The sequence below is a fragment of the Geomonas diazotrophica genome (genome assembly GCF_018919385.1).
Lineage (GTDB): Bacteria > Desulfobacterota > Desulfuromonadia > Geobacterales > Geobacteraceae > Geomonas > Geomonas diazotrophica.
The window spans coordinates 238,236-263,480 of sequence record NZ_JAHLMF010000002.1 but is presented as its reverse complement, the minus strand read 5'-3'; the positions used below and the strand labels follow the sequence as shown (position 1 = coordinate 263,480).

Below are 25,245 nucleotides of genomic sequence, written 5' to 3'. Positions count from 1 at the left end.
GAAAAAGATCTGCCGGAAGTCGGAATGCTCCCGGAATTTCGGCATCACTCTCGATGCCTCCTCCTTGAGGTCGGGCGCGGCGAACAACGCTCGAGAAAGAGCGCCTCCCCTTGAAAGGGGAGGCGCTCTGATCGGTTTTTAAACGGGTATTTTGGCTAGATCTTGCCGGGTGTTTCGGTTTCTCAAGCAGGGGGCGTGTCGCGATGTTTCCCATCCTTGCGCGCTGCCGGCTATGCCAGTTTGAAGCGCCCCACGATCTGTTGCAGTTCAGAGGCGAGGGCCGACATGTGGGTCGCCGCGTCGGCCGTCTCGTGGGCGCCTCCCGCCGTCTCGGAGACCACCTCCGTAATGGTGCCGATGTTCGCGGTGATCTCGCCGGTCACCGCCGTCTGCTGCTCCGCCGCGGTGGCGATCTGGTGGATCTGGGAGGTGAGCTCGTTGATGGCGTTCAGTATGTCATCGAGCGCTTCGCCCGAGCGGCGCGAGCTTTCCATGCCGCTTTCGACCTCCTGCACCCCGAGGGTCATGCTCCCCACGGCGCCGCTGGTGTCTTTCTGGATCGCCTTTATCATGGCGCCGATCTCCTTGGTCGCCCGCGTGGTCCGTTCCGCCAGCGCGCGGACCTCGTCCGCAACCACCGCGAAGCCGCGCCCCTGCTCTCCGGCCCGGGCCGCCTCTATGGCCGCGTTCAGGGCGAGGAGGTTGGTTTGATCGGCGATGTCTTCGATGGTCCCGACGATCGCGCCGATCTCGTCGGAGCGGGCGCCTAGGTTCTGCACCGTCTGGGCAGACTCCTTCACCCGCTCGGCGATTTTTTGCATGCCGACCAGGGTCTGCTGCACCACCTGGGCCCCGCCGCGGGCGGTGTCACTGGCACGGTTGGATGACTCGGCCGCCTGCGAGCAGTTGCTGGAGATGTCGTTCGAGGTGGCGCTCATCTCCTCGCTCGCCGTGGCGACCGTCCCCGACTGCGCGGCCACCTCCTCGGCGGCGGTGGCTATCTGCACCGCGGTCGCGCTCAGTTGCTGGCAGGAGACGGAAAGCTGGCCCGTGTTCCGGGACAGCTGCGAGACGATGCCGTGCACGTTTTCTATGAAGCGGTTGAACCAGGTGCTTACCTCGCCCAGCTCGTCCTTGCGCCCCACTTCGAGCCGCTTGGTAAGGTCCCCTTCCCCCTCGGCGATGTCCTTGAGCATGACGAGCATGCGGGAGAGCGGCCGGGTGATGCCGAGAGAGATGACGACGCCGAGGAGGCAGGTGCCGAGGCTCGCGGCGGCGGCAAGGACCAGGCTGAGGATCAGGGTGAGCCGGGCGTCGTGGGCCAAGCCCCCGGCGGTCGCCAGGATCTCCTTGGTGAGCACGTCCTCGACCTGCTTCATGGTGTCGATCTTCTCCGTGATCACCGGGAACCAGTTCTCCGCCGGAATGCCGAAGTGCCCCGACAGCCCCTTGGAGAGCACCGCTCCCCTGATCTCCTCGACCTTGCCGAAGACCGGCGCCTTCGCTTTCTCCTCGTAGGCGGCGACCGCCTGCGGCGAGGCGAACTTGCGGAACAGGTCGAGGTAGTCCTGCTGTGCCGCCAGGATGGTCATGGTCCGCTGCAGCCTCTCCTGGTCAAGGACGTCCGCAGCGAGGACGGCGTTCAAGGTCGCCCGCTCCTTACCGGTCTCCTCCTTGGCCTTCACGAAGCTGTAGTAGGCGGTCGCCTGGCGCATCACCTCGCGCTTCCCGCTGGTGGTGGCAACGGCAGCCACCACGTCCATGTACGAGTTGATCAGCCCGGTGTAGAAGGTGTAGGCTTCTCCGCCGGTGACCTGAAGGGTGTCGATGCCGGAGCGGGTTTCCTTGAGCCTCCCGATGGCGTTTCCCGCGGCGTCGAGGCTTGCCTTCACCAACGCGACGGATGCCCCGTTCTTCTCCAGGAAGGAGGCGACCGACTGGATCTCCCGGTCCACCTTGGCCCGCTGGCCGGCCAGTTCCTCCTTGAATTTGCCCCCCTTGGCGTTGAGGTAGCCGGAGGTGTAGCCGCGCTCTTTCTGGATCTGGTGCGAGAGTTCGCCGACCTGCACCGCCAGGGTGGTCAGTTTCTGGGTCTGGACGAGCCCCTGCAGGGCGGCGTAGTCCTTGGATGCGTTGTAAATGGAAAACACGACCATCCCGAGCACCGGGACGGCCATCATCAGCATCAGCTTGGTGCGGATTCTCAGATTCTGCAGCATGATCGTTCCCTTTCTTGGCACGGGCTCTTCCAGCCTCTATCCCCGCGTCTGAGGCGCGACTGGCGGCGCCTTATGACAGTGTCTTTGCCTGCCTTTGACATTCGTTTTCATTTTATCGGCCGCCCGGCTGAGAACTTTAGGGGAAAATGTGCCGGAAAGGGGGAGGCCCGGCGCAGGGCGCGCCGGAGGGGAAACGTAAAAAGCCGCTGCACCTTACGATGCAGCGGCTTGATTGCAGATGGGCGACCGGAGCTGCGCTTACTTCGCGCCGAACAGGAAGTAGGAGAGAGACAGCAGGGCGAGGACCCACATCCCCCCCTTCATCTCCTTGATGCGGCCGGTGGCGCCCTTCATCAGCGGGTAGGCGATGAAGCCCGCGGTCATGCCCACACCGATGTTGTAGGTGAAGATCATGAGCACCACGGTCAGGAAGGCCGGGATCAGTTCGGTGAAGTCGTCGAAGTCGATCTTCGCGAGCGGGCTGATCATGTACGACCCGATCACGATCAGGGCGATGCCGTAGGCGTGCGCCGGGACGATGGTGAAGAGGGGGGCGAAGAAGAGAGCCAGCAGGAAGAAGAATGCGGTTACGAGGGCGGTGAAGCCGGTGCGGCCCCCTTCCTCGATGCCGGCGGCGGACTCGATGTAGGCGCCGGTGGTGGTGGTGCCGAGCAGCGGCGCGGCGACGGTGGCAAGGGCGTCGGCCAGCATTGGCTTCTCGATCTCCGGGAGGTTGCCGTTCTCATCCAGCAGGTCGGCGCGCATGGAGAGGCCGAGGAGCGTCCCGACGGTGTCGAGGAAGGCCATGATGAAGATGGTCAGGATGATCGGGAAGAAGCCGGGGGTGAGGGCGCCGGCGAAGTCGAGCTTGAACAGGATCGGGGTGATGTCCGGCGGCATGCTGACGAAGGATTGCGGCAGCGGGGTCACCTTCAGGATGATGGAGGCGATGGTGGTGACCACGATGCCGATCATCATGGAGCCGAGCACCTTGCGGGAGATGAGCACCACGGTAAAGAGCAGACCGAAGACGGCCAGGAGCACGGAGGGGTGGGACAGGTCGCCAAGTTTCACCGGCGCGCCCGGAACGCCCAGGACGACGATGCCGGTTTCGTTGAGGCCGATGAAGGTGAGGAACAGGCCGATGCCGGTGGCGAAGGCGCACTTGAGCGACAGCGGGATGGACTCGGCAAGCCAGCTCCTGACCTTGAACAGGGTGAGCAGGGTGAAGATGACCCCCGCGAAGAAGACGGCGGCCAGGGCGGTCTGCCAGGTGTACCCCATCACCTTGACCACGACGAAGGCGATGAAAGCGTTCTCGCTCATGTAGGGGGCGATGGCGAAGGGGCGGTTGGCGAAGAAGGCCATGAGCACGGTGCCGAACACGGCGGCGATGATGGTGGCGGTGGTGGAGGGGCCGCGCGGGATGCCGGCGTTCTCGAGGATGGCCGGATTGACGATGATGATGTACGCCATGGTGAGGAAGGTGGTGAGACCGGCGATGATCTCGCGCTTCATGCTGGTGCCGTAGCGTTGGAACTGGAAGTAAGTGGCTATACGGGAGGTCATTGCTAGTTTTGCTCCTTCATTGCGTAGAGTGCGGGCAGATTGCGCCAGTATCCTGCGATGTCCATGCCGCAGCCGAACAGGAAGCGGTCTTCGACCTCGAGCCCGACGAAGTCGGCCTTGGCGCCGGGGGCCTTTCGGTCATGGATCTTGTCGACCAGGACGGCGGTGTACACCTCGGCCGCACCTTCCTCCCGGCAGAACTTGGTGATCTCGGCCAGCGTCACCCCCTCGTCGAGGATGTCGTCGATGAGCAGCACCGTGCGTCCCTTCAGGGAGCGTTCCGGTTTCACCTTCCAGAGCAGGTTGCCGCCGAACATCTCCGCGCCGTAACGGGTGGCATGGAGGTAATCCAGCTCGAGGGCAAAGGGGAGCTTGTCCACCAGTTTGCCGGTCACGAACAGCCCGCCGTTCATGATGCAGTACGCGATCGGGTTACTCCCCGCCAGGCGCTCCGCGATTTCCTGCGCCATGCGTGACAGCGCCTCCTCGACTTCCTGCTCCGACCTCAGACAATCCGCTTTCTGGCGAATGTCCTCCATGTCCTTGAGTACCATTTCCGCTCCTTCGGAACATTTGTTTAAAGCCGCCGAACCATAGCAGATTTGTGCAGTAAAAACAACTAATTGAACTTTCATTAGTTGGGGTTTCCCGTATACGGGTGCCGGGGGGGATTGAGGCGGGGTCAGGGGGTGAATTCGCGCTCCAGGGCCTTGCGGTCGATCTTGCTGTTGGAGGTGACCGGGAGAGCCGGGCGGCAGATAATCCTTTCGGGAATCATGTACTTGGGGAGGTGGGCACCGCACAGTCCGAGGAGCTCGGCCGCTTCCGGGACGGCACCCTCGACGTGGGAGACGTAGGCTACGATGCGGCTGCCGGTGAGCTCGTCCGGAATGGCGATCACCGCCGCCTGCCTGATTTCGGGGTGGCTGTTGAGGACGACCTCGATCTCGTCCAGCTCCACCCGGAAGCCCTTGCTCTTCACCATGTGGTCCTTGCGCCCGGCGAAGACGAAGTTTCCATCGCCGTCCAGGCGCACCACGTCGCCGGTCCGGTAGACCCTGGCGTGACTGGAGGGGTTGCGGGGGTCGGGGGTGAAGTGGGCGGCGGTGCGTACGGGATCGTTCCAGTATCCAAGCGCCACCGTGGCGCTCAAGATGTGCAGCTCCCCCTCGCGCCCCGGCTCGGTCACCAGCTCTCCCGCCTCGTCGATGGCGAACACCTCGAAGTTTGGGAAGGGGGTCCCGATCGGTATCTTCCAGGCGTCCTGGGGGAGTTCATCCGGCACCCGGAAAAAGAGGGAGGAGTTGGCCTCGGTCTGGCCGTAGATGTTGTAGAAGGAGGCGGCGGGCATGAAGCGTTTCAGGACCTTCAGGTACTTGACCGGCATGAGATCGCCCGAGAAATGCACCAGGCGGAGTTTCGGGAGGGTGAGCCGGTCCAGGGCCCCCTGGTCGGCGAGCTTGGTCAGCACCGACGCCACCGAGTTCCATACCGTGATCTCCTCGCGATGCAGGAACTCGGCGAGGCGCACCGGGAACGCGGAGAGCGCCTCCGGTACCAGCACCACCGTGGCGCCCCCCCTCATGGCGCAGAAGATGTCGAAGATGGAGAGGTCGAAGTGCAGCGGCGCGTGGTTCGCGATGCGGTCCCCGCCCCCTATGGCGAAGAACTCGGTGGCCATGTTGACGAAGGTGAGGGCGTTCAGGTGGGAGATGACCACCCCCTTGGGGGAGCCGGTGGAGCCGGAGGTGTGCAGGATGTAGGCGGGGGAGGCGCCGCAGACCTGGGGGCGAAGGGGGGTGCCCGTCTGCCGCTCCAGGTTTTTCCAGTCGATCACCTCCACCCCTGGGATTCCGCCGGTGGGGGCGGTCACTACCGCCTTTTCCAGCCTCAACCCTTGATCGGTCTCAGAAAGCAGCCGCTCCAGCTGCTGCGCAGAGGCGATGGCGAGCCTGATGCCGCAATGGTTGATGATGGAGCAAAGGCGCGGCGCGGGGGAGGCGGGGTCGAGCGGCACGTAGATTCCGCCTGCCTTGAGGATGGCGAACAGGGCCACGATGCACTCGATCGACTTGTTCAAGAGGATGCCCACCCGGTCGCCGCGCCTGACGCCGTGGGCCATAAGCAGCGCCGCCAGCCGGTTGCTCGTCTCCTCCAACTCCCGATACGAGAGTGCCCGGTCCTTGAAGAGCACCGCCTGCCGTTGCGGGAAGGCCGCCGCGCTTTGGGTCAAAAGCTGCTGCAGCAGGTACATGGCGTCCCTCCTCTCGGGCTCTAGAGCCCCAGGAAGCTGGCGATGATGTTCCTCTGGATCTCGGAGGTGCCCGAGTAGATCTTCCCTGCGATGGCGTCGCGCAGGTTGCGCTCGAAGTCGAACTCGGTCGAGTAGCCGTAGGCTCCGTGTATCTGCAGGGCGTCGCCGGCGTTTTGCACGTAGCTCTCGCTGATGAAGAGCTTGGCCATGGCCGACTCCAAGGGGGCCCGCCGGCCGGCGCTCTTCAACCCGGCCACGCGGTGCAGCATGAGGCGGGAAAGCTCGGTGCGCAGCTTCATGTCGGCTATCTTGTGCGAGACCGACTGGCATTTCCCGATCGCACGGCCGAACTGGTGCCGTTGCCGGGCGTACTCCACGCACTCCTCGAGGATCTTTTCCATGGCCCCCAGGTGGGCCGCGAACAGGCAGCTTCGCTCCCACTCCATCTCCGAATTGAAGATGGCGGCGCCGCTCCCCTCCGCACCGAGCCGGTTCTCCTCGGGGACCTCGCAATCCTCCAGGAAGACCTCCCCCAGGGGGCAGGTCCTGAGCCCCATGGTCTCGAGGGGGCGTCCCGCGGAAAACCCGGGGAACCCCTTCTCCACGATGAAGGCGGAGATCCCGGCGAACCCCTTGCTGCCGTCGGTCACCGCGAAGACCAGCAGGAGGTCGGCGATCGGCGCGTTGGTGATGAAGGTTTTGGAGCCGTTGAGCAGGTAGCGGTCCCCACGCTTCTCGGCCCGGCAGCGCATGCTGAAGGCGTCCGAACCAGCCTCCGGCTCGGTCATGGCGTGCCCCCCCTTGAGCTCTCCTGAAATGAGCCCGGGGAGGTACCGCCGTCTCTGCCCCGGCGTCCCGAAACGGTTGATGGGGGATTCGCAGGTCCAGATATGGGAGTTGAGGGAGAAGAGGAGGCCGCTGTCACGGCAGGCATAGCCGAGCCCCTCCATGGTGGCGACGGCGGTCATGGTGTCGAGGCCGAGCCCGCCGTACTCCTCGGGCATGGTGATGCCGGGGATGCCGAACTCGGCGCACTTGCGCCATCCCTCCTCGAAGAATTTCCCCAGCTTTTCCCGCTCCTTGGCCCCCGGGTTCAGGTCGCGCCGGGCGAATTCCATCGCCATCTCCCTGAACTTATCCTGTTCGGCTGTGAAGGTGGTTGCGTCCATGTGCGCCTCGCGGGGCCGGCAGCGGCCTCACAGTGTGAAAAGGAGGGAGGCGATGCCGTAGTGGGAAGGGAGACCCGCCTCCTGCTTCAGCACGTTGAATGTGCCGATAGAGATCTGCTGCAGTTCCTTAATCGCCGCGATATAGCGCTTCCGCGCCTGCTCGTCCAGCGAGCTTTTCAGTTCCCCGCAGGCATAGATCAGGCACCTCAGGGGGCGTTCCGCATGGGGAAGGAGGCATCCCCGCGGGCCGAGATGAGCGCAGCGGACCGCGGGAGTTTGTGCCGCGGACTCGTCAGGGGGCGCCGGTTCGAGCCGCCGCCATGCCGCGCCCAGCCGTATCCGCAGGTATGCCGCCAACGGGGGGGCGCCCTGTCCGGCGTACGCGGCGACCCTGGAGCCGGTATGGCGCCGCAGCCAGTAATCGATGGCGGTGAAGTAACGTTCGGCCGGCTCCCTGCAGCAGGCACCCTGACATCTGTCGCACCGGGCGTAGGAGGGAAGATCGAGGGCGGCTATCCTGAGCTGGCAGGCAACCCGTTTCCGGTTCAGCTGTTCCATGGCTTTGCGGGCCGGCGGCGACAGGTCGTGGTCCCGGTCCAGCAGGTCGTGGCTCAGGCCGGCCACGCGCTGGAACAGGCGGTAAGGCCTGGAGAAATGCCAGAAGTCCTGGAGGTCCCTGAACATGTCGTTCTCCTCCCGCACGGTCACCCCTGGTCCCTCTTGCGCTGCGCCACCCCCGAGAGGGCGTAGATCATGGCCCAGGCGGCCAGGTGCGAGGAGTACCCCTGAGGGTCCTGCCCCGGGTAGACCTCGACGAAATCGAGCCCGTCGATGCCCGAGCACCCGATGGTCTGCAGCGCGGGGAGCAGCTCGGTGGGAAGGAGCCCGTTGAAGTCGGCGGGGCCCCCCGGGTTGTACCCGGCGTCGATGCAGTCGCTGCAGATGGTCACGAAGACATGCTTTGTCTTTTGGTGGGCGATCGCTATCGCCTCTTCGGTGACCGCCACCATCCCCCGTTCCCGGATCTCCTTGGTGGTGAAGATGCGCGCACCCATGCTGCGGGCATACTCGTACTGTGCCGGAGAGTTACGTGGCCCCCTGATCCCCAAGTGGACGATGCTCTCCTTGCGCACCCGGGGAAGCTGCACGATGCGATGCAACGGGCCGCAGCGCGGGAACATGTCGGCACCGAAGGACTTGGCGTTGTCGAGGTGGGCGTCGAAGTGGATCACGCCGATCTCGCCTTCGCCCGCCTCGCCGAGCGCCCTCACTATTTCGGGGGTGAAGGAATGGTCGCCCCCCAGCACGAAGGGGATGCTTTGGCTGCGGTACACCTCCAGCATCGCCTTGTGCACGTTGGCCATGGTCTCGGCGGGGTCGTTCGGGTTGACCGGGATGTCACCCATGTCCCCCAACTGCAGGTGGTCGAACAGGTCGATCTCGTACTCGGGGAGGAAGCCCCCGTAGCGCGCCGAGGCGTGCCTGATGCTGCGCGGTGCGAGCTCGCAACTGCTGAAGGAGCCCCAGGTCACCGTCCCCTCCCAGGGGACACCCGCCACGATGACGTCGCAGCCGGCGGGGAGGTTGCGGGCATCGATCACCGGGACCCCGAGGAAGGAGGGGGTATCCCCGTACACCCTGGGGAGGGACGCTTTTCTGTTGGGCACCATCGGGATCTCTTTGCTGTTCATGGTGGCTCCTTTGCGCGTGGCGCGCCCTAGGCTGCACCGTGGCAGGTTACGTGCAGCTTCCTCGACAGCAGCAGGCGGGTCGCCCTGACTCGCTGCAGTTCACGCCATCGCAGGGTCCGGTGCACCCAGAGCGCCGGGACGTTGTCGGCCCAGAAGAAACCGTAGGCCTTGGTGATCCCCCGCTTTTTCAGCAGGTGCAGCGCGCCGTTTTGCAGTGCCGCTGCCAGGTTCCCCCCGCGGTGCGCCGGATCGACGAACATGTCGAAGGTGTAGGCCTCCCCGGGGCGGCACTCGATCCCCAACCACCGCTCGTCGGGATGGTTGCAGCCGCGCCCCCCTTGCCGGTGGTCGGCGCACCAGATGTCTCCCGCCACGGTGTTCCCCTTTACCAGGGCGAAACCGCGGTACCCCTTGCCGAGGTAGGTGAGCGCCTTCAGGTACCTGCTCCGGAACCGGTACACCAGGCGCCGTTCCCCGAGGAGTTCCGCGCTCAGTTCCAAGACGGCTTCGTCGGGGGGACGGGTGAAATCCGTCACCGGGCGGAGGGAGTCGAGCGGGATTTCCACCGGCACCGCTACCCGGTTCAGATACACGATGTCCCTCAGCAGGGTGCGCCACCCGGCGACCAGCAACATCTCACGGGCCTGCACCAGCCTCATCTTGCAGTACTGAAGCATGGTTCCTCCGGGCCGGCTATCCCTTGGCGCCCAGCTTGAAGTTGATGAACTCCGCCACCGCCGATATGGTCTCGAAATGCTCCGGAACGATTTCCGTGTCCGCGATTTGCACGCCGAATTCCTTTTCCAGGTACGCGATCAGTCTTTGCACCCCGAGGGAATCTACAATCCCCTTGTCTATGAGGGAGTCGGAAGGGGAGAGGGTGACTTTGGTACCGGGGGCAGCCATCTCGTTTTCTATGAACGACCTGATGGTATCGGTGTAATCGGTCATCTCATCCTCCTGAATCAAGGGTGGCGGAACGCCGGCACTATCGGCGCAGGAGCGGACTGCTTGAGCCTTGTCCAAGGCTGGCTCCGCCGCGGCGATGAATGGTTGGTTGGGTATAATGACAAAATTGTAATCTTTGGCACGCACCCTAGTGTACATTTGCCCGGTTGGCTGTCAAGGGCACTCCCGCCGGCTTCTTTTTTGTTCCAAAGGGATGACCAAAGATGCTACTTTGGCGCAATGTCGTGGAAGATCATCGAAAGAAAACGGACCCTTCTGGCCGGCGAGAGCGGCCCCGGGCGCGGCAAAAGCGGCGGAAGACTCTCCTGCTGCCTGGTCTACCCTAACCGCTATCACTCCGCCATGAGCAACCTCGGCTTCCAGGCCGTCTACGGCATGCTGAACGCGCAGCCGGAGGTCAGCTGCGATCGCGCCTACCTGCCGGACCGTGACGAGCTCGAGGAACTGCAGAGGACACGGGGGACGCTCCTGTCGCTGGAGAGTCAGCGCCCGCTTTCCTCGTTCGACCTGATCGCCTTTTCCATCTCCTTTGAAAGCGATTACCTTAACCTTCCCACCATCTTCCGGTTGGCCGGCATCGAACCCTATGCGGCGCAACGCTCCCCGCTGCAGCCGCTGGTTGTGGCCGGCGGAGCCGCGCTCTTTCTGAACCCCGAGCCGGTCGCCCCGTTTCTCGACCTGGTCTGCATCGGCGAGGCGGAGCCGACCCTCCCTCCCTTGCTGGAGTTGCTGAAGCGGGGGGCGCCGTCGCGGGAGGAGCTGCTCCGCGAGGCGGCACAGCTTCCCGGGATCTACGTCCCCTCGCTCTACCAGCCGGAGTATGAAGGGGTGCGGCAGGTCGCCTTCAGACCCTCCCCCGGCGCTCCTCCCCGGGTGCGCCGCGTCTGGGACCCCGATCCCGACAGCCGCCCGACCGTCACCGAGATTCACACGGACGCCACCGAGTTCTCGGGGATGCACCTGGTCGAGATCTCCCGCGGCTGCCCCCGTGCCTGCCGCTTCTGCGCCGCCGGGTTCATCTACCTTCCCTACCGGACCCGGTCGCCTGAACTGGTGCGCCAGGAGGTGCTCGAGGGGGTGGCCCAGGGAAGGAAGGTCGGGCTGGTGGCGGCGGCTGTTTCCGACTACGCCGGCATCGGCGAGCTCTGCTGCGACATCGTCGCGGCCGGAGGGAGGTTTTCGGTCTCCTCCTTCCGCATCGACCACCTGGACGGGCGCATGATCGAGGCGCTGAAGGCGAGCGGCCAGAAATCGGTGGCGCTCGCGCCCGAGGGGGGATCGCAGCGGCTGCGGGACCTGGTCAAGAAGGGGATCGACGAGGAGCAGATACTGGCCGCCTGCGACATGCTGGTGAGCCACGACATCCTGAACCTGAAGCTGTACTTCATCATCGGCCTGCCGACCGAGACCGGGGAGGACCTGGAGGAGCTGGTGGCGCTGGTGCAAAAGATCCGGGAGCGGGTGCTGGCGGCGGCCAAGGAGAACCGGCGCCTGGGAGAGATCCAGCTTTCGGTGAACCCTTTCATCCCAAAGCCGTTCACCCCATTCCAGTGGTGCGCCATGGAACCGGTCAAGTCGCTGGAGAAGAAATGGAAGTTCCTGCAGAAGGAGCTGGGGCGGCTTTCCAACCTGAAGCTGCAGATGGAAAGCCCGCGCGAGGCGTTCCAGCAGGCGCTCTTGTCACGCGGCGACCGCAGGCTGGCAGAGCTTATGGTGCTGGCGGATCGGCTGGGGAGCTGGAAGGAAGCGCTTCGAGGGTGGGAGCTCGATGCCGAGGCGCTGGTGAACCGGGAGATCGCGCCGGAGGAGCTCCTCCCGTGGGACTTCATCGACGGAGGGGATGTCGAAAGGTTGCGGCGGGAGTACCGGAAGGCGCTGGGCGAAAACGTTGGCGGGTAATACCTCCCTCTCCCTTTGGGGGAGGGGCGGGGTGAGGGAGATGGAGACGGCCGTGGAGCGAGGACTCACTTCGTGGCTACGCCCTCACCCCTGACCCCTCTCCCTGTGGGAGAGGGGAAGGGCGGGAAATCGATCCTGCTTTCGCATGGGGTTAGTTGAAGAAGAACCTCGCGCCGACCGTGAAGGAGAGGGCGGAGGGATCGAACTTGCCGGTCCCGTTGGGGCCGTCGACATCGGCCTTGAAGGCCTCTACCCCTTTTACCTCGAGGTTCAGGGCCACCTGGCGGTTCATGAAACAGTCGAGACCGCCGCTGACGTGGGCGCCGACGGTGGTGTTGGTGTACTTCTTGTCCAGGTCGTTGATCAGCACGTCGATGCCCGCCCCGACGTAGGGGACCACGTGCTGCCTCCCCGGGAAGCGGTACTGGGCGCCGATGGAGACGTCGGTCACGACGGCGTCACCGAAGCTGGAAGCGTCGAAGGTGGTGCGGCTCACCTCCATCTCCATGGCGACGTTGTCGTCGATGCCGAACAGGAAGCCGAGGCTGCCGGTAAGCCCGGCGTCGGTGGAAACGACCATCCTGCCGTTAACGGTGTCGACCTCGGATTCCGCCGGGTTGCTCACCCCGATCTTGCCGCTGAGTGCTATCCTGCCCCTGAGATCCTCCGCAGAGGCGTTCCCTGCCAGGGGGGCTGCCAGGAGCAGCGCCGCCGCGCAGAGCAGTAAGGTTTTACGCATTTATTTCCCTCCCAAAAAGCGTTCATGAAACAGCGGCATATTAAGTTAAAACGTCCCGCTGTTCAAGCCCTAATGAAGCTTGGGTGGGAGGGGGCGCGCTACCTGATCAGCTCCAGGGTGGCCTTGATCGCCTTCTCGATCCCCTTGGCCGCCTCGGCGATGCCTCCTGCCAGCATGTAGGCGGGGGTCGAGACGATCAGGTTGTCGCGGTCCACGACGCATTCGGTGGCCGGGCACTCCACGTGGCTGCTGCCGGTGGCGTTGATGGCCTGGGCGGTGCCCGTGTCGTTGCCGATGGTCAGCTTGGGGGCCAGGTCCTTGCCCAGGGCGAGGGCGATCACGGCCGGTGCGATGCAGATCGCGCAGATCGGCTTCTTGGCAGCGGCCATGTCGCGGATCAGCTTGAGCACGTCCGGCTGCACGCTCCCCTTGGCCCCCTCGAACGCGAAGCTGCAAAGGTTCTTGGCCGCTCCGAACCCGCCGGGGAGGACGATGGCGTCCAGCTCTTCCGCCCTTGCGCTCTTCACGTCGGCGATCTCGCCGCGCGCGATGCGGGCCGCCTCCACCAGCACCTTCCTCTTGGCCCCGGTGTCCTGCATGGTCAGGTGGTTCACCTCGTCAAGTTCGATGTCGGGGGCAAGGCAGACGGCCTTGGCGCCGTTGTTGTCGATGGCAAGCAGGGTCAGCACCGCCTCGTGTATCTCGCTTCCGTCACGGACGCCGCAGCCAGAAAGTATAACGCCTATCTTTTTCATGCAGATGCCTCCTGTCTTGTAGTTTGCCGATCAATTGCGATATTCTAAGCGGGATGTCCGCTCTCTGCAAGCGGTTTTAGCGGAGGTTAATAGAACGTCTGCGTCAGAACGTCACCATGAGCAGGCCAGTCGTGACCCCAGCAACTGCCACTCACCCCGCTGCAGTGACAGCAGCGCCCAATGCTATGACAGAGAATAGAAAACCGGAAATAGAAGTCGCCCGATGCACCGGCTGCGGTCGCTGTGTTGCCGCCTGCCCGGGCCGCCTGCTTACCCTCGAGGTCGTCGCTTATCGAAAGCACGCCGTCCTGGTGAAGCCGCGGGAATGCGACGGCTGCCTTGCCTGCCTCACCGCCTGCCCGGTACGGGCCATTTCCTGAACCCGCCTCATTCCCCCAGCTTGTCCACCTGCAGCAGCCTCGGGAAGAGCCGCATCCACAAGAGCACCACGACCATGGTGCCGACGCCGCCGATCAAGACCGCCGGAACGGTGCCGAAGAGGGCCGCGGTGACCCCGGATTCGAATTCCCCCAGCTGGTTGGAGGTGCCGATGAACATGGAGTTCACCGCGCTCACCCTGCCACGCATCTCGTCGGGCGTTTCGATCTGCACCAGCGAGGCGCGAATCACCACGCTCACGATGTCGGCCGCGCCAAGGACCATGAGGGCGGCCATCGAGATCGGGAACGAAGTGGAGATGCCGAAGACAACAGTGGCGACCCCGAACAGGAAGACGCTCAGGAACATGGTGCGCCCGACCCGCTGCCGCAGCGGTCGGCGGGCCAGCAAGAGCGACACCCCCAGCGCCCCCATGGCGGGAGCCGCCCGCAACATCCCCAGGCCCAGGGGGCCGGTGTGCAGGATGTCCCGCGCGAAGACCGGCAGGAGTGCTGTGGCGCCGCCAAGGAGCACGGCGAAGAGGTCGAGCGAGATGGCGCCCAGGATCTCCTGGCGGCTCCTGATGAAGGCGATCCCGGCGAAGAGGGAGCGGACCGTGGCGGGCTCGCGCTTGGCGGGCGCGCGGTCGAGGCGGATGCGGGAGAGGAGCAGGCTCGCCGCGAAAAAGAGGACGGCGGCGCTGGTGTAGACCGTGGTGGGGCCGAGGGCGTAGAGAAGCCCTCCCAGGGCGGGGCCGGCGATGCTGGCGGTCTGGTTGGCCGAGGCGGACCAGGCCGAGGCGCGCGGTATCAGCTCCTGCGGCACCAGCCACGGTACCAGCGCCAGCATGGTCGGGCCTTCGAAGGCGCGCAGGGCTCCGGCCGCGAAGACGACGGCCAGGATCCCGTTCTTGTCGAGCCAGCCGCCGTAGGAGCCGAGGGCGAGCAGTACGAGCGCCATCCCTTCCAGGACCTGGCAGGTGCCGGCGATGCGCCTTCTGTCGTAGCGGTCGGCGACGTGACCGACCGCCAGCGTCAGCAGGAACATGGGGAAGAACTGGGCAAGACCGACCAGCCCCAGGTAGAAGACGGAGCCGGTCAGCGCGTAGATCTGCCATCCCACGGCGACCGCCTGCATCTGCAGCGCGACCGAAGAGCAGACCCGCGCCAGCCAGAACAGCCGGAACGGCTGGTGCCTCAACACTGATTGCCGGAAGTCTGCCGTCTCAACGGTGGATGTCATAGAAGGAATCCGGTTTGTTACTGGCAATGCGCCGGGCGCGTGACAATATCTCGTTAGCACAACTCTTGTAAATGACTTTGCCACTGTTGACAACAGGGTTCTTTACCCTAATCTTCAAGTGGTGGCGCGGATTCACCGGAAATCCTGTTGCAGACAAAGGAGGAAGGTCATGCTTTACTTCATCAAGCAGAATACCATCCACACCTATCCGGTAGCCAAGGGGTGCCAGGCTGCGTACGAGCAGGAGCAGCTGCGCGACACGGTGCCGTACCAGGTGCAGGAGTGTCCCTACTGCATGAAGGTCTGGCCGGGAAGAAAGAACGACTGAGGTGGGCGAGAACGAAATAGCGAAGAAGGCCGGCAGGAACGAGAAAAGGCCGCCTCCCCGAGGGGAAGCGGCCTTTTCCGTGATGGTGATCCCAAGGGGACTTGAACCCCTGTTACCGACGTGAAAGGCCGGTGTCCTAACCACTAGACGATGGGACCGAATTGTTGCATCCCGTCCCATCAGGGTTGGGGGCTGTCGCAAGGCCCAGTCATGCGACAGTAAAAATAGGGTGGTGAGCCGCGTTGGGATCGAACCAACGACCACCTGATTAAAAGTCAGGTGCTCTACCAACTGAGCTAGCGGCTCGCTTAAGCTTTGTGCCGAGGCACAAGCGCTGTTTGTTTGAGTGGCGTCCCCAGCCGGATTTGAACCGGCGTCGCCGCCGTGAAAGGGCGGTGTCCTGGGCCGGGCTAGACGATGGGGACGTGGTGAGCCGCGTTGGGATCGAACCAACGACCACCTGATTAAAAGTCAGGTGCTCTACCAACTGAGCTAGCGGCTCAAACAGTGCAGCGAAGCAAGAACAACCTTATAGCAAATCGATTTCTGACAGTCAACACTTTTTATTAAAAAATCAGGCCCGCTCGAACGGGTTCCTGAGCACGATGGTTTCGCTGCGGCGCGGGCCCACGGAGACCAGCACCACCGGGGCGCCGGAGAGCGCTTCCACGCGCGCCACGTAGTCCTGGGCGTTCTTCGGGAGCTCGGCCATGCTCTTCGCGCCGGTGATGTCCTCGGTCCAGCCGGGGAGTTCCTCGTACACCGGGGTGCACTGCTCCATCACCTCGAGGCTCGCCGGGATCTCGTCCAGGATCTGGTCGTTGTACTTGTAGCCGGTGCAGACCTTGATGGTGTCCAGGCCGGTGAGGACGTCGAGCTTGGTGATGGCGATGCCGGAGAGGCCGTTCACGCGCACGGCGTAGCGGGCCACCAGCGCGTCGAACCAGCCGCAGCGGCGCGGACGGCCGGTGGTGGAGCCGAACTCGCGGCCGGCCTGGCGCAGCGCCTCGCCGGTCTCGTCCAAAAGCTCGGTCGGGAACGGGCCACTCCCCACGCGGGTGGCGTAGGCCTTGGAGATGCCGATCACCTCGTGGATCTCCCTCGGGGAGACGCCGCTTCCGGTGCAGGCGCCGCCGGAGCAGGTGGAGGAGGAGGTCACGTACGGGTAGGTGCCGTGGTCGACGTCGAGGAGGGTTCCCTGGGCGCCCTCGAAGAGGAGGCTCTTGCCCGCCTTGATGTCCTTGTGCAGGATGAGCGAGGTGTCCGCCGCGTACTTCCTCAGCACTTCGGCGTACCCCATGTACTCGTTGTAGATCTCCTCGAAGGTGAAGGGCTGGTCGCCCAACAGCTGGGTGAGGATCAGGTTCTTCTCGTCGAGCACCTCCTTCACCTTGCGGGTGAAGGCCTTCTCGTCCAAAAGGTCCATCAGGCGGATGCCGCGGCGGCCGATCTTGTCCTCGTAGGCGGGTCCGATGCCGCGGCCGGTGGTGCCGATCTTCTTGGCGCCGGAGTTCCTCTCGCGGGCGATGTCGATCCGCTTGTGGTACGGCATGATGATGTGCAGCGCCTCGGAGAGGAGCAGCATGCCGTCATCTTTCAAGTACCCGTTGCTCTTGAGGCGGGTGATCTCCATGATGAAGACTTCCGGGTCGAGCACGACGCCGTTGCCGATCACGCAGCGCTTCCCTTCGTGCAGGATGCCGGACGGGATCAGGTGCAGGATGACCTTTTCGTCCCCGACCACCAGCGTGTGCCCGGCGTTGTTCCCCCCCTGGTAACGTACCACGTCGTCGGCGTATTCCGTATAGATGTCGACGACCTTGCCTTTGCCCTCATCGCCCCACTGGGCACCAATTACAACGACGTTAGCCATGATTTTCCCCTTGCAGATCGAATTTCAAATCGAGACCTTTATCGAACAACTCCTGTTTGCCGACGGCGATGGCGCGACGGTCGGCGACCCTGACCAGGTAGAGCTGGTCGGCCGCGCACTCCTCGGCGCCGATCACCAAGAGCATCCGGATGTCCATCTTCTTGGCGTACTCAAGCGAGCTCTCGAAGTCGCGCTTGATGATGTCCCTGGCGCAGGTGAAACCGAGGCTTCTCAGTTTCTGGGCTACTTCCAGCGCCTCGCGGCGTTCGTCTTTTCTGTTGAAGACCAGGAAGTCGCGGCTGCTGGATGCCTCGACCTCCGGCCGCTTGGCCATGCTGGCCAAAAGCGCCAGGATGTTGAAGGCGAACCCGGTGGCGTGCGCCGGGTAGCCGTACTTGGCGGTCAGGTCGTCGTAGCGTCCGCCGCTGCAGACCGCCTCTCCGATGCCGGGAACGAATCCCTCGAAGGTGATGCCGGTGTGGTAGTCGAGCCCGCGGATCTCCCCCAGGTCGATGGTGAGGTGGTCGGCGACGCCGTAGATGTCGAGGATCTCGACCACCTGGGTGATGTTCTCCAGCGCCCGGCGCGAGCGCTCGTTGCCGGCGATGCGGGCCGCTTCCTTGAGCACCTCGCGGCCGCCGTAGAGCCTCGGGAGCAGCGCGATCTCTTCCTTGACGCTGTCGGGAGCGCCGGCAGCCTCCAGGATCGAGCGCACTGCGGTGACTTCCTTCTTGCTGATCGCCTCCTGCAGCTGTCTTTGCACCGCGGGGGAGAGCCCGGAGGCGTCCATGATGCCGCGGTAGAAATCCACCTGGCCGAGGTCGATCTTGAAGCCAGTGAAGCCGAGGTTCTTGAGCACCTCGACCGCCATGGCGACCATCTCGGCATCTGCCTCGGGAGAGTTCAGGCCGATCAATTCGACGCCGGACTGGAAGATCTCGCGGCTTCTGCCGGATTGCATCTGGGCCTGCCTGAGCACGCGTCCCGAATAATAGATGCGGTGGGGCAGGGGGAGCGAGTGCATCCTCGTGGCGACGATGCGCGCCACCTGCGGGGTGATGTCCGGCGGGATGGCCAAAAGCCTCCCGGTCTGGCGGTCGTCGAAGCGGAAGGTCTTGCTGCGCAGCTCGTCACCCATCCCCAGAGCCAGCACGTCCTCGAACTCGAGCAGCGGGGTGATCATGCGCCTGAAGCCCCAGAGCTCGAAGACTCGGTGGATGCTGTCGGCGATGAAGGTGATCTTATCGGCAGTTTCCGGGAGAAAATCGCTTACCCCTTTGGGGAGGGGCGCTTCAATGCATGCGGGGTTGGTCACGGGTCGTCCTAACGTCCGGGAGTACCGGCAGTCCGGCAAAAGGTGGCAAAAAACGAGGAATCGTAACAGTATGGCGGGGGGAAGTCAAGACATTCCCCCCGCCTTTTGGCTATTCGATACCGAGCAGCCGCACCACGCTCCCCCCCTTGCCGCCGAAGGTTCCCTTCTGGGCTACTTCGAGGAGGATCAGCTCCTTGCTGGCGGGGTTATAGGAGTAGTCGGCAAGGTAGTTCTGGCTCTGTTTGGTGCGCCACTTCTCCTCGAGAGAGGAGCCGTTCCACACGAAGTTGACCACGGAGTACTTGGAGTAGGAGCGCAGGTTGCCCAGCACGAAGAAGCCGGAATTCTGCGGCACCAGGATCTCCCCCTTTTCGGTGACGGTGATGCGCTGGTCGAGGAACCGGGTGCGGAACGGGGTCATGTTGGTCCTCTCGTTCTCCCAGTCCCTGCGCTGGAAGTAGGTCTCGGAGCCGCCGAACTTGTCGGAGCTTCTCCAGAGTTCTTCGCCGGTGTCGGAGTAGACCAGGAGGTAGCCGCTGTCGCTGAAGGTGGTCAGGTAGCTCTTGCCGGACTGGTCGCGGAACTGGTTGAAGTTGAAGATGTTGGCGAAGCGAGGCATTTTGATCGGGTTGCTGAGTTTCACCCCCTTGTCGACGATGCTCGCCTCGTACACGTCGCCGTAGAAGTCGTCGGTGCGCCCCATCTGCTGGGCGTAGAGCTTCTTCGAACCGCCGTAGGGGGCGATGGTGCGGAACATGTAGGGGACGTCCTCTGCGACCAGCTTGAACACGTCGTTTTGCAGGGCGTAGATCCGGGAGGAGATGTTTTCGCGGTCCATGATGGTGACGAACACCAGTACCCGCCCGCTTGCTTCCGGTCCCATGGCGTCGAGTGCCAGTATCTTCATACGGTCGGGAAGGATGACCTCGGTGACCAGGTCGAGCTTGGCGCCGGGACGGTACAGGTGGATCCCCTTGTCATCGGCGGCCACGAACTCCTTGGTCCCCCAGGTGGCGACACCGCTGTACACGCCCGAAAGACGCTGGCTGATCCAGCCGGGGGTAGCCTCATTGTGCACGATCTCGGAAGAGGGGGCCTTGACCATCTCCTGGGCGGCTGCCGGGCGCTCGATTTCGGCACGCGGAGCCTTGGAGGGAACCTCTACGGGCGCTGCGGGGAGCGCCGGTGCGGTGGCCTGGAACTGCTTCGCGAGGTCACCCTTGAGTTTTCCGGAGATCTTGCCCACGGCGGGGATGAGGGCGTCCATGCTCTCGCCCTGCTCGAAGGCGGTAGAGAGCTGTTTGCCGCCGGTGCTTTTGGCGATGGCGTCCAGGCTGAACATCTTGCCGAGCGTGGTATAGCTCCCGGAGACGATGACGTCCGCCTCGGCGGGGGTGTCGACGGTCACGATGCCGTCGCCGGCTAGGCGCGTCGCCAGAAGGCGCTGCAGCGTGTTTTTCAGGTTGCCGTTGTCGGTGGGGGAGACGGTGAATTCGGCGATATAGGCGCGGATGGTGGAGGCTGAGGCTGCAGCGGCTGCCAGCAGCGTGCCAACGATAATCAGGATGGCAACGAGTGATCTTTTCATTGATTGCTCCGCTTTTGAGGGGATTTAAGACGCCGAATTATCGCAGAGCAGTACTCATTAGTCAAACGGTTTCACGCCCCCGCGGAGGCGCTTTCAGTGCAGTTTCCCAAGTCGTGCGGCAATAAAAAAAGCGGGCCTGTGGCCCGCCTCTTTCTCCGGCTCTTCGAGGTGTCATGTATCGTCAGCGCCCCGGTTTTTCCATGTCCTTCAGCATTTCCTGCGTCTCGGCGAGTTTCTCCTGCAGCTGCCGCAGCTCCTTGGGCGTATAGACCCTGGTTCCCTTCTGGATCTCCCTTTCCAGACGCTGCATCCGCGTGTAAATGTCGTCGACCTGGTCCTTGCAGTTCCGGGACAAGAGCAGGCACTCGTTCCTGTCGGCCTGGGTCTGCTCGGCAAAAACGCCCGTGCTCGTCGTCATCAGTAAAGCCGCCGTCACCAACATGATCGCCCTTTTCATGGTGTGCTCCTTTCTGGCAAAGCTCTCTTTTCGGGAGTTTGTCTCCGGTACGCATTGACCTCTAGCTGTCAGGCCTTTCCAGGTTGCGCAGGATATCGTCGGCTTCCTTCAGCTTGTCCTGCAACTTTTTCAGCTCCTGCGGGGTGTAGACCCTGGTTCCCTTTTCGATCTCCCTGTTCAGCTTGCGGATGCGTTGCTGGATGTCGTCGACCTGGTTCATGCAGTTTTTCGACGCCAGCAGGCACTCGTCCTTCTGGTCTGCCGCCATCTGGGCGTACGCCGGTACCGAAGACAGCATAAAAAGGCCTGCGGCCAGCATCAGTGCCATCTTTCTCATACGTTAGCTCCTTTTGGGAATTTATTAGAGAAACGTAATGATTGAACCATAGAAGGTCTGCTTGTCAACACGACACCGAAAATATCTGCCAAAGAGGCGTGGTACTGGCTGAGCGGCCTAAAGACCGGTTGCGGAACAGGGGCTGGATTGCTGTCAAAGAGGTCAAAAGGCGGGGCAAAGGCATGGATGACGCAGAAAAAGACAAGCCGGAGAGTCGCCCCTCCGGCTTGCCGGTCCTTCTGTGTCTGCTCCTGCCGTCAAACGACAGGTTTTCTTAGAATGCGTAGCTCAGCTGAAGGTTGACCAGGTACGGATTGTCTGCGTCTGCAGTCTGCGCGTAGGTTGCGATCCTGTCGGTGCCTTTGCCGTTCATGGCGTCGCCGAGGAAGACGTAGGCTGCAGCAGCGCTGGCGGTCAGGTTGTCGTAGATCTTGTAGCCGATCTGTGCGTTGACCTCGGTACCGAGGGACTTCTTCTCGGCGCCGCGGGCTTCTGCAGTCCTCATGTAGCCAACGTTGGCGTTGTAGAAGGTCTTGCCCATGGCCCCGTCGTAGCCGGCGAATACGCCGATGGCGCCGCGGCCGCCGACGCTGATGTCGTTGCCGGTGAGGGAGGTGGAGGTGTTGACCGCCTGGTTCGGACGGATCAGCAGCCACATGTTAGCCGGGTTGAAGTAGGTGGTACCCGCGGTGACGGCCTGGAAGGCGTTGTTGTTGGTGCCGCCTTTGTCGCCGGAGAGGTAGAAGCCGGAGAAGTTAACCGCGCCGGGGCCAGCCTTGACCTTGCCGACTGCACCAAGCAGGTAGGCGCTGATGTCGGTGGCCGAGTTCTTCTCGCCCCACTGGTAGGCTGCGAAAGGCTTGATGTTGGCCGGGCCGACGTTGACGTCGGCGTTGACGCCGACCATGTGCAGCAGCTCGTACGGAGCGGTGGCTGCGAGGCCGGTGTCGTTCTGGATGTTGTAGTAGGTGGCGCCTACGGTGATGTCCTTGCTGACGGCGAACTTGCCGTCGGCGACGATCAGGTCCGCGGTGAACTGCCCCGGGCCGGTGATGTCGTTGGCCAGGGTGTTGTCGTCGAAGCGGAACCAGCCGAGCTGGCCGGTGAACGCGTCAACCTTCTTGGTGCCGATGGCGCCGGTCATGTCGGCCAGCAGGAAGAGGCTACCGTAGGCATCGGCCCAGGGCTGCAGACCGACCTTGAAGTTCGCGCCGGTGGCCGGCTCGTTGAAGTCAAGGTAGATGTTCTTCGTCTCGAGGGTCAGCTGGTCGGCGTCGAGGTTACCGGAGTCGTTGCCGGTGGTCCCTTTGTAGCCTGCGGTCCCGTTGTGGTTGGAGGCGATGCCGCCGAAACGGGTGTCGAGTTCGAAGTGGGTGACCAGCTTCAGGTTGTCGTTGGCCTTGGCGATGTACATGATGCGGGCACGCTGCTCAGCGAAGAAGCCGGAGTGCGCGTCTTTGCGGAGGATGTCCTTGGTGTCGCCGCCGGCGAGGGCGTTGGTCTGGTAGCCCATGAATTTGAACATACCGTGGAACTCGTTCTCCAGCGCCATTGCCGGAACGGCGGTTGCTGCGCTCAGAGCGCTGACGGCTGCAAATGCAAGCAGTTTCTTTTGAAAGCTCATCGTCTACCTCCTGGTTTGTTTTTACAACGTGATTGAAGTTCCTGCTCTACTGTCAATTCGCCCTACGGCGAAGGTGCAGTCCGGTTATAAAGAAAGAGCTCTTAAGTCAACCGCTGTTAATGAGCAGGGTGGAGTCAAGAGCTCTCGTGTGTGGTCCTCGGGCTGTTTTGAGTCAGCAATGATTATCTCCTCGACATTTGCGTAGAAGGTCACGCAGATCAGCCAGTACAGCCTATCCCAATGAGCAAACCGCTGTTATATAAAACTGAGGCCACTATATTATTTTTCAAACAAATGTCAACAGAAAAAAACTTCACTCATTAGATATAAGAAGCTCTATATCTCAGTGGCTGCCGTCGTGCGCTTCACACAGTTCGGTGAGGACACCGTTGCTGCTCTTGGGGTGCAAAAAGGCGATGCGCGCGCCGTGCGCCCCGGTCCTTGCACTGGTATCGATCATGCGGGTGCCGCCGGCGATCAGCCTGGCGATGGTGGCGTCTATGTCCTTCACCCCGTAAGCCACGTGGTGCACGCCCGGGCCGTTCTTTTCCAGGAATTTCGCAACGGGGCTTTCGGTTGAGGTCGGCTCCAGGAGTTCTATTTTCGATTCCCCGATGGACAAGAATGCCACTTTGACTAACTGGCTGGGGACCTCTTCGATCCCTGAGAATTTCATCCCGAGTGTGTCGCGATAGAAGGGGAGTGCTTCTTCTATTGAGGTAACGGCTACGCCTAAATGATTTATCTTGGTGAGCATGTGTTGTTTCCTTGAATGTTCCTCAGAGCGTATCTGACGGTGGTAGATGATATCGAATAATTTCGGAAAAGCAAGTCACAGGCACGAAAAAGTTTCGTTACAGGCCCGTGTCAGATCGAAAAAAAGACTTGTGACTGCATGGAGAGGATGTATTGCGGCAAGATGATGAGCTGTGACAGAAACAAGGCTGCGGGTGAAACGGGAGAACCTTTGAATGTTGTTGTTCCTGCCGGAACGATCTGCACCGTCCCGGCAGGAACTTGTCCACGCCGATGTTAAAGAACCACGGTCTCCCTGTGCACGCCGAAGACGCCGCGCATCACGTTAGCGATTTCGCCCAGGGTCGCGTAGCTCTTCACCGCGTCCAGGATGTACGGCATCAGGTTGCCGCTCCCCTTGGCGGCCTCTTCCAGCGCCTTGAGGGTCTTCTCCACCTGGGCCCCGTCGCGCTTCGCCTTCATCGCGGCGAGGGCTTGCTTCTGCTTCACCTCGACCTCGTCGGTCACCTTCAGGAGCCCCTGCGGAGCACCTTCCTCGACCGTGAACTTGTTCACGCCGACGATGATGGTCTCGTCCTTCTCGATGGAGCGCTGGTAGGAGTAGGCGGAATCCTGGATCTCCTTCTGCTGGAAGCCCCGGGAGATCGCCTCGACCGCGCCACCCAGCGAGTCGATCTTTTCGATGTAGGCCATGGCCTGCTGCTCGATCTGGTCGGTAAGGGACTCGACGAGGAAGGAGCCGGCCAGCGGGTCGATGGAGTCGGCGACGCCGGACTCGTAGGCGATGACCTGCTGGGTGCGGAGCGCGATCCGCACCGACTCTTCGGTGGGGAGCGCCAGCGCTTCGTCCCTGGAGTTGGTGTGCAGCGACTGGGTGCCACCGAGAACGGCGGCCAGCGCCTGGAGCGTGACGCGCATGATGTTGTTGTCGGGCTGCTGGGCGGTGAGGGTGCAGCCGGCGGTCTGGGTGTGGAAACGGAGCATCTGGGAGCGCGGGTCCTTCGCCTTGAAGCGCTCGCGCATGATGCGCGCCCACATGCGGCGGGCGGCGCGGAACTTCGCCACCTCCTCCAGGAGGTTGTTGTGGGCGTTGAAGAAGAAGGCCAGGCGCGGCGCGAACTCGTCCACGTCAAGACCCGCCTTCACCGCCGCCTCGACGTAGGCGATGCCGTCGGCCAGGGTGAAGGCCACTTCCTGCACCGCCGAAGAGCCCGCCTCGCGGATGTGGTAGCCGGAGATGGAGATCGTGTTCCACTTGGGGACGTTGTCCTTGCAGTAGGCGAAGATGTCGGTGATGATCCGCATCGACTCCTTCGGAGGGTAGATGTAAGTGCCGCGGGCCATGTACTCCTTGAGGATGTCGTTTTGGATGGTGCCGGAGATCTTGTCCGGGGTCACCCCCTGCTTCTCGGCCACCGCGATGTACATGGCGAGCAGGATCGAGGCGGTGGAGTTGATGGTCATCGAGGTGGAGACCTTGTCCAGCGGGATGCCGTCGAAGAGGACTTCCATGTCGGCGAGCGAGTCGATGGCGACCCCTACCTTGCCCACCTCGCCGCGGCTCATGGACGCGTCGGAGTCGTACCCCATCTGGGTGGGGAGGTCGAAGGCGATGGAGAGGCCGGTCTGCCCGGCGGAAAGCAGGTACTTGTAGCGCTCGTTGGATTCGGCGGCGTTACCGAAACCCGCGTACTGGCGCATGGTCCAGAACCTGCCGCGGTACATGGTCGGCTGCACCCCTCGGGTGAAGGGGAACTGACCGGGGAAGCCGAGGTTCTCCTCGTAGCCCGGGTAGTCGAACTGCGGGGCGTAGCAGCGCTCCAGTTCCATGTCGGAGCTGTTTTTGAACGAACTCCTGCGCTCGGGGGCCTTGGCCATGCTCTTCTCAACGGTTGCCTGCCATGCCTGTTTCTTTTCAGAAATGCTCATGTTGCTCTCCTGGCGGTACAAAGTATGGTGATCCGGCTGGGGTTTCAAAGACGTCTTTTGTTTACGCTATCTTTACGGTAAATGGAATTATTTTTTTTTAACGGCCGAGTGCGTCTTTGCTGCCCGGCAGCGCCCCGGCGTGTTTTATTTTTAT

General features: G+C 63.0%; 23 protein-coding genes and 4 tRNA genes. 3 read left to right on the top strand and 24 right to left on the bottom strand.

Annotated elements, in window-relative coordinates; genetic code table 11:
• Positions 1-230: 230 nt before the first annotated feature.
• The 9 genes from KOM00_RS03410 to KOM00_RS03370 all read right to left on the bottom strand — a co-directional run bounded on the left by KOM00_RS03410 (position 231) and on the right by KOM00_RS03370 (position 9,853).
• On the bottom strand, positions 231-2,219 hold the full coding sequence (locus KOM00_RS03410) for a methyl-accepting chemotaxis protein (RefSeq protein WP_216497428.1): 1,989 nt from the start codon (positions 2,217-2,219) through the stop codon (positions 231-233).
• A 258-nt stretch (positions 2,220-2,477) separates the two neighbouring features.
• Complete coding sequence (locus tag KOM00_RS03405) at positions 2,478-3,788, bottom strand: NCS2 family permease (protein WP_216497427.1); 1,311 nt, start codon at positions 3,786-3,788, stop codon at positions 2,478-2,480.
• A 2-nt stretch (positions 3,789-3,790) separates the two neighbouring features.
• Positions 3,791-4,342 carry a hypoxanthine-guanine phosphoribosyltransferase gene (locus KOM00_RS03400; RefSeq protein WP_216497426.1) on the bottom strand — a complete coding sequence of 184 codons (552 nt, stop codon included), beginning with the start codon at positions 4,340-4,342 and terminating at the stop codon, positions 3,791-3,793.
• Positions 4,343-4,470: 128 nt separating this feature from the next.
• Complete coding sequence (locus KOM00_RS03395; RefSeq protein ID WP_216497425.1) at positions 4,471-6,042, bottom strand: amino acid adenylation domain-containing protein; 1,572 nt, start codon at positions 6,040-6,042, stop codon at positions 4,471-4,473.
• A gap of 20 nt (positions 6,043-6,062) precedes the next feature.
• Positions 6,063-7,211 carry an acyl-CoA dehydrogenase family protein gene (locus tag KOM00_RS03390; protein ID WP_216497424.1) on the bottom strand — a complete coding sequence of 383 codons (1,149 nt, stop codon included), beginning with the start codon at positions 7,209-7,211 and terminating at the stop codon, positions 6,063-6,065.
• Between the two features lie 27 nt (positions 7,212-7,238).
• Positions 7,239-7,895 (bottom strand): hypothetical protein, encoded by a 657-nt coding sequence (locus KOM00_RS03385; protein ID WP_216497423.1) that lies wholly within the window; start codon positions 7,893-7,895, stop codon positions 7,239-7,241.
• 20 nt (positions 7,896-7,915) lie between these two features.
• A complete protein-coding gene (locus tag KOM00_RS03380) occupies positions 7,916-8,902 on the bottom strand; it encodes an agmatinase family protein (protein WP_216497422.1) in 987 nt (328 codons plus the stop codon).
• 26 nt (positions 8,903-8,928) lie between these two features.
• A complete protein-coding gene (locus KOM00_RS03375) occupies positions 8,929-9,579 on the bottom strand; it encodes a GNAT family N-acetyltransferase (RefSeq protein ID WP_216497421.1) in 651 nt (216 codons plus the stop codon).
• Positions 9,580-9,595: 16 nt separating this feature from the next.
• Positions 9,596-9,853, bottom strand: a complete 258-nt coding sequence (locus KOM00_RS03370) for an acyl carrier protein (RefSeq protein ID WP_216497420.1) — start codon at positions 9,851-9,853, stop codon at positions 9,596-9,598.
• Positions 9,854-10,090: 237 nt separating this feature from the next.
• On the opposite strand from KOM00_RS03370, the gene KOM00_RS03365 reads away from it, so the two are divergent.
• The gene (locus KOM00_RS03365) at positions 10,091-11,770 is read left to right on the top strand and encodes a radical SAM protein (protein ID WP_216497419.1); all 1,680 of its coding nucleotides are present in this window, start codon (positions 10,091-10,093) and stop codon (positions 11,768-11,770) included.
• Positions 11,771-11,921: 151 nt separating this feature from the next.
• Here the strand turns inward: KOM00_RS03365 and KOM00_RS03360 are convergent, their stop codons facing one another.
• Both KOM00_RS03360 and elbB read right to left on the bottom strand, forming a co-directional pair.
• Positions 11,922-12,509 (bottom strand): outer membrane beta-barrel protein, encoded by a 588-nt coding sequence (locus tag KOM00_RS03360; protein ID WP_216497418.1) that lies wholly within the window; start codon positions 12,507-12,509, stop codon positions 11,922-11,924.
• 98 nt (positions 12,510-12,607) lie between these two features.
• The gene (elbB, locus tag KOM00_RS03355) at positions 12,608-13,264 is read right to left on the bottom strand and encodes an isoprenoid biosynthesis glyoxalase ElbB (RefSeq protein ID WP_216497417.1); all 657 of its coding nucleotides are present in this window, start codon (positions 13,262-13,264) and stop codon (positions 12,608-12,610) included.
• Between the two features lie 116 nt (positions 13,265-13,380).
• Here elbB and KOM00_RS03350 point away from each other — a divergent pair, with 116 nt between their 5' ends.
• Complete coding sequence (locus tag KOM00_RS03350; RefSeq protein WP_268898974.1) at positions 13,381-13,644, top strand: ATP-binding protein; 264 nt, start codon at positions 13,381-13,383, stop codon at positions 13,642-13,644.
• A gap of 7 nt (positions 13,645-13,651) precedes the next feature.
• Here the strand turns inward: KOM00_RS03350 and KOM00_RS03345 are convergent, their stop codons facing one another.
• Positions 13,652-14,884, bottom strand: coding sequence for an MFS transporter (locus KOM00_RS03345; RefSeq protein ID WP_216497415.1), 1,233 nt, complete (start codon positions 14,882-14,884; stop codon positions 13,652-13,654).
• 169 nt (positions 14,885-15,053) lie between these two features.
• Between KOM00_RS03345 and KOM00_RS03340 the strand changes: the two genes are divergently transcribed.
• Positions 15,054-15,212, top strand: a complete 159-nt coding sequence (locus tag KOM00_RS03340) for a hypothetical protein (RefSeq protein WP_216497414.1) — start codon at positions 15,054-15,056, stop codon at positions 15,210-15,212.
• A gap of 83 nt (positions 15,213-15,295) precedes the next feature.
• Here the strand turns inward: KOM00_RS03340 and KOM00_RS03335 are convergent.
• From KOM00_RS03335 to KOM00_RS03280, 12 genes are all read right to left on the bottom strand, one after another.
• Positions 15,296-15,370: transfer RNA gene (locus tag KOM00_RS03335), tRNA-Glu, on the bottom strand.
• 72 nt (positions 15,371-15,442) lie between these two features.
• Positions 15,443-15,518, bottom strand: a tRNA-Lys gene (locus KOM00_RS03330).
• 41 nt (positions 15,519-15,559) lie between these two features.
• A tRNA-Glu gene (locus tag KOM00_RS03325) sits at positions 15,560-15,637 on the bottom strand.
• A 1-nt stretch (position 15,638) separates the two neighbouring features.
• Positions 15,639-15,714 (bottom strand) — tRNA-Lys (locus KOM00_RS03320).
• 72 nt (positions 15,715-15,786) lie between these two features.
• The gene (locus KOM00_RS03315) at positions 15,787-17,085 is read right to left on the bottom strand and encodes an adenylosuccinate synthase (RefSeq protein WP_216497413.1); all 1,299 of its coding nucleotides are present in this window, start codon (positions 17,083-17,085) and stop codon (positions 15,787-15,789) included.
• Positions 17,078-18,400 (bottom strand): ATP phosphoribosyltransferase regulatory subunit, encoded by a 1,323-nt coding sequence (locus KOM00_RS03310; RefSeq protein WP_216497412.1) that lies wholly within the window; start codon positions 18,398-18,400, stop codon positions 17,078-17,080. Before KOM00_RS03310 ends, KOM00_RS03315 begins: the two co-directional genes overlap by 8 nt.
• Before the next feature lie 109 nt (positions 18,401-18,509).
• Positions 18,510-19,988 (bottom strand): hypothetical protein, encoded by a 1,479-nt coding sequence (locus KOM00_RS03305; protein WP_216497411.1) that lies wholly within the window; start codon positions 19,986-19,988, stop codon positions 18,510-18,512.
• A 181-nt stretch (positions 19,989-20,169) separates the two neighbouring features.
• Positions 20,170-20,445 (bottom strand): hypothetical protein, encoded by a 276-nt coding sequence (locus KOM00_RS03300; RefSeq protein ID WP_216497410.1) that lies wholly within the window; start codon positions 20,443-20,445, stop codon positions 20,170-20,172.
• 61 nt (positions 20,446-20,506) lie between these two features.
• Positions 20,507-20,782 (bottom strand): hypothetical protein, encoded by a 276-nt coding sequence (locus KOM00_RS03295; RefSeq protein ID WP_216497409.1) that lies wholly within the window; start codon positions 20,780-20,782, stop codon positions 20,507-20,509.
• Positions 20,783-21,056: 274 nt separating this feature from the next.
• On the bottom strand, positions 21,057-22,406 hold the full coding sequence (locus KOM00_RS03290; RefSeq protein WP_216497408.1) for a porin: 1,350 nt from the start codon (positions 22,404-22,406) through the stop codon (positions 21,057-21,059).
• 343 nt (positions 22,407-22,749) lie between these two features.
• Positions 22,750-23,163 (bottom strand): methylmalonyl-CoA epimerase, encoded by a 414-nt coding sequence (mce, locus tag KOM00_RS03285; RefSeq protein ID WP_216497407.1) that lies wholly within the window; start codon positions 23,161-23,163, stop codon positions 22,750-22,752.
• A gap of 275 nt (positions 23,164-23,438) precedes the next feature.
• Positions 23,439-25,091, bottom strand: a complete 1,653-nt coding sequence (locus KOM00_RS03280) for an acyl-CoA mutase large subunit family protein (RefSeq protein ID WP_216497406.1) — start codon at positions 25,089-25,091, stop codon at positions 23,439-23,441.
• Between the last annotated feature and the right edge of the window lie 154 nt (positions 25,092-25,245).

Coding starts and splice junctions, on each gene's coding strand:
- KOM00_RS03390 (WP_216497424.1), bottom strand. CDS start 7,211: ATGGACGCAACCACCTTCACAGCCGAACAGGATAAGTTCAGGGAGATG.
- KOM00_RS03280 (WP_216497406.1), bottom strand. CDS start 25,091: ATGAGCATTTCTGAAAAGAAACAGGCATGGCAGGCAACCGTTGAGAAG.
- KOM00_RS03290 (WP_216497408.1), bottom strand. CDS start 22,406: ATGAGCTTTCAAAAGAAACTGCTTGCATTTGCAGCCGTCAGCGCTCTG.
- KOM00_RS03410 (WP_216497428.1), bottom strand. CDS start 2,219: ATGCTGCAGAATCTGAGAATCCGCACCAAGCTGATGCTGATGATGGCC.
- KOM00_RS03365 (WP_216497419.1), top strand. CDS start 10,091: ATGTCGTGGAAGATCATCGAAAGAAAACGGACCCTTCTGGCCGGCGAG.
- KOM00_RS03400 (WP_216497426.1), bottom strand. CDS start 4,342: ATGGTACTCAAGGACATGGAGGACATTCGCCAGAAAGCGGATTGTCTG.
- mce (WP_216497407.1), bottom strand. CDS start 23,163: ATGCTCACCAAGATAAATCATTTAGGCGTAGCCGTTACCTCAATAGAA.
- elbB (WP_216497417.1), bottom strand. CDS start 13,264: ATGAAAAAGATAGGCGTTATACTTTCTGGCTGCGGCGTCCGTGACGGA.
- KOM00_RS03375 (WP_216497421.1), bottom strand. CDS start 9,579: ATGCTTCAGTACTGCAAGATGAGGCTGGTGCAGGCCCGTGAGATGTTG.
- KOM00_RS03315 (WP_216497413.1), bottom strand. CDS start 17,085: ATGGCTAACGTCGTTGTAATTGGTGCCCAGTGGGGCGATGAGGGCAAA.
- KOM00_RS03370 (WP_216497420.1), bottom strand. CDS start 9,853: ATGACCGATTACACCGATACCATCAGGTCGTTCATAGAAAACGAGATG.
- KOM00_RS03405 (WP_216497427.1), bottom strand. CDS start 3,788: ATGACCTCCCGTATAGCCACTTACTTCCAGTTCCAACGCTACGGCACC.
- KOM00_RS03300 (WP_216497410.1), bottom strand. CDS start 20,445: ATGAAAAGGGCGATCATGTTGGTGACGGCGGCTTTACTGATGACGACG.
- KOM00_RS03385 (WP_216497423.1), bottom strand. CDS start 7,895: ATGTTCAGGGACCTCCAGGACTTCTGGCATTTCTCCAGGCCTTACCGC.
- KOM00_RS03305 (WP_216497411.1), bottom strand. CDS start 19,988: ATGAAAAGATCACTCGTTGCCATCCTGATTATCGTTGGCACGCTGCTG.
- KOM00_RS03295 (WP_216497409.1), bottom strand. CDS start 20,782: ATGAGAAAGATGGCACTGATGCTGGCCGCAGGCCTTTTTATGCTGTCT.
- KOM00_RS03345 (WP_216497415.1), bottom strand. CDS start 14,884: ATGACATCCACCGTTGAGACGGCAGACTTCCGGCAATCAGTGTTGAGG.
- KOM00_RS03395 (WP_216497425.1), bottom strand. CDS start 6,042: ATGTACCTGCTGCAGCAGCTTTTGACCCAAAGCGCGGCGGCCTTCCCG.
- KOM00_RS03340 (WP_216497414.1), top strand. CDS start 15,054: ATGCTTTACTTCATCAAGCAGAATACCATCCACACCTATCCGGTAGCC.
- KOM00_RS03350 (WP_268898974.1), top strand. CDS start 13,381: ATGAGCAGGCCAGTCGTGACCCCAGCAACTGCCACTCACCCCGCTGCA.
- KOM00_RS03360 (WP_216497418.1), bottom strand. CDS start 12,509: ATGCGTAAAACCTTACTGCTCTGCGCGGCGGCGCTGCTCCTGGCAGCC.
- KOM00_RS03380 (WP_216497422.1), bottom strand. CDS start 8,902: ATGAACAGCAAAGAGATCCCGATGGTGCCCAACAGAAAAGCGTCCCTC.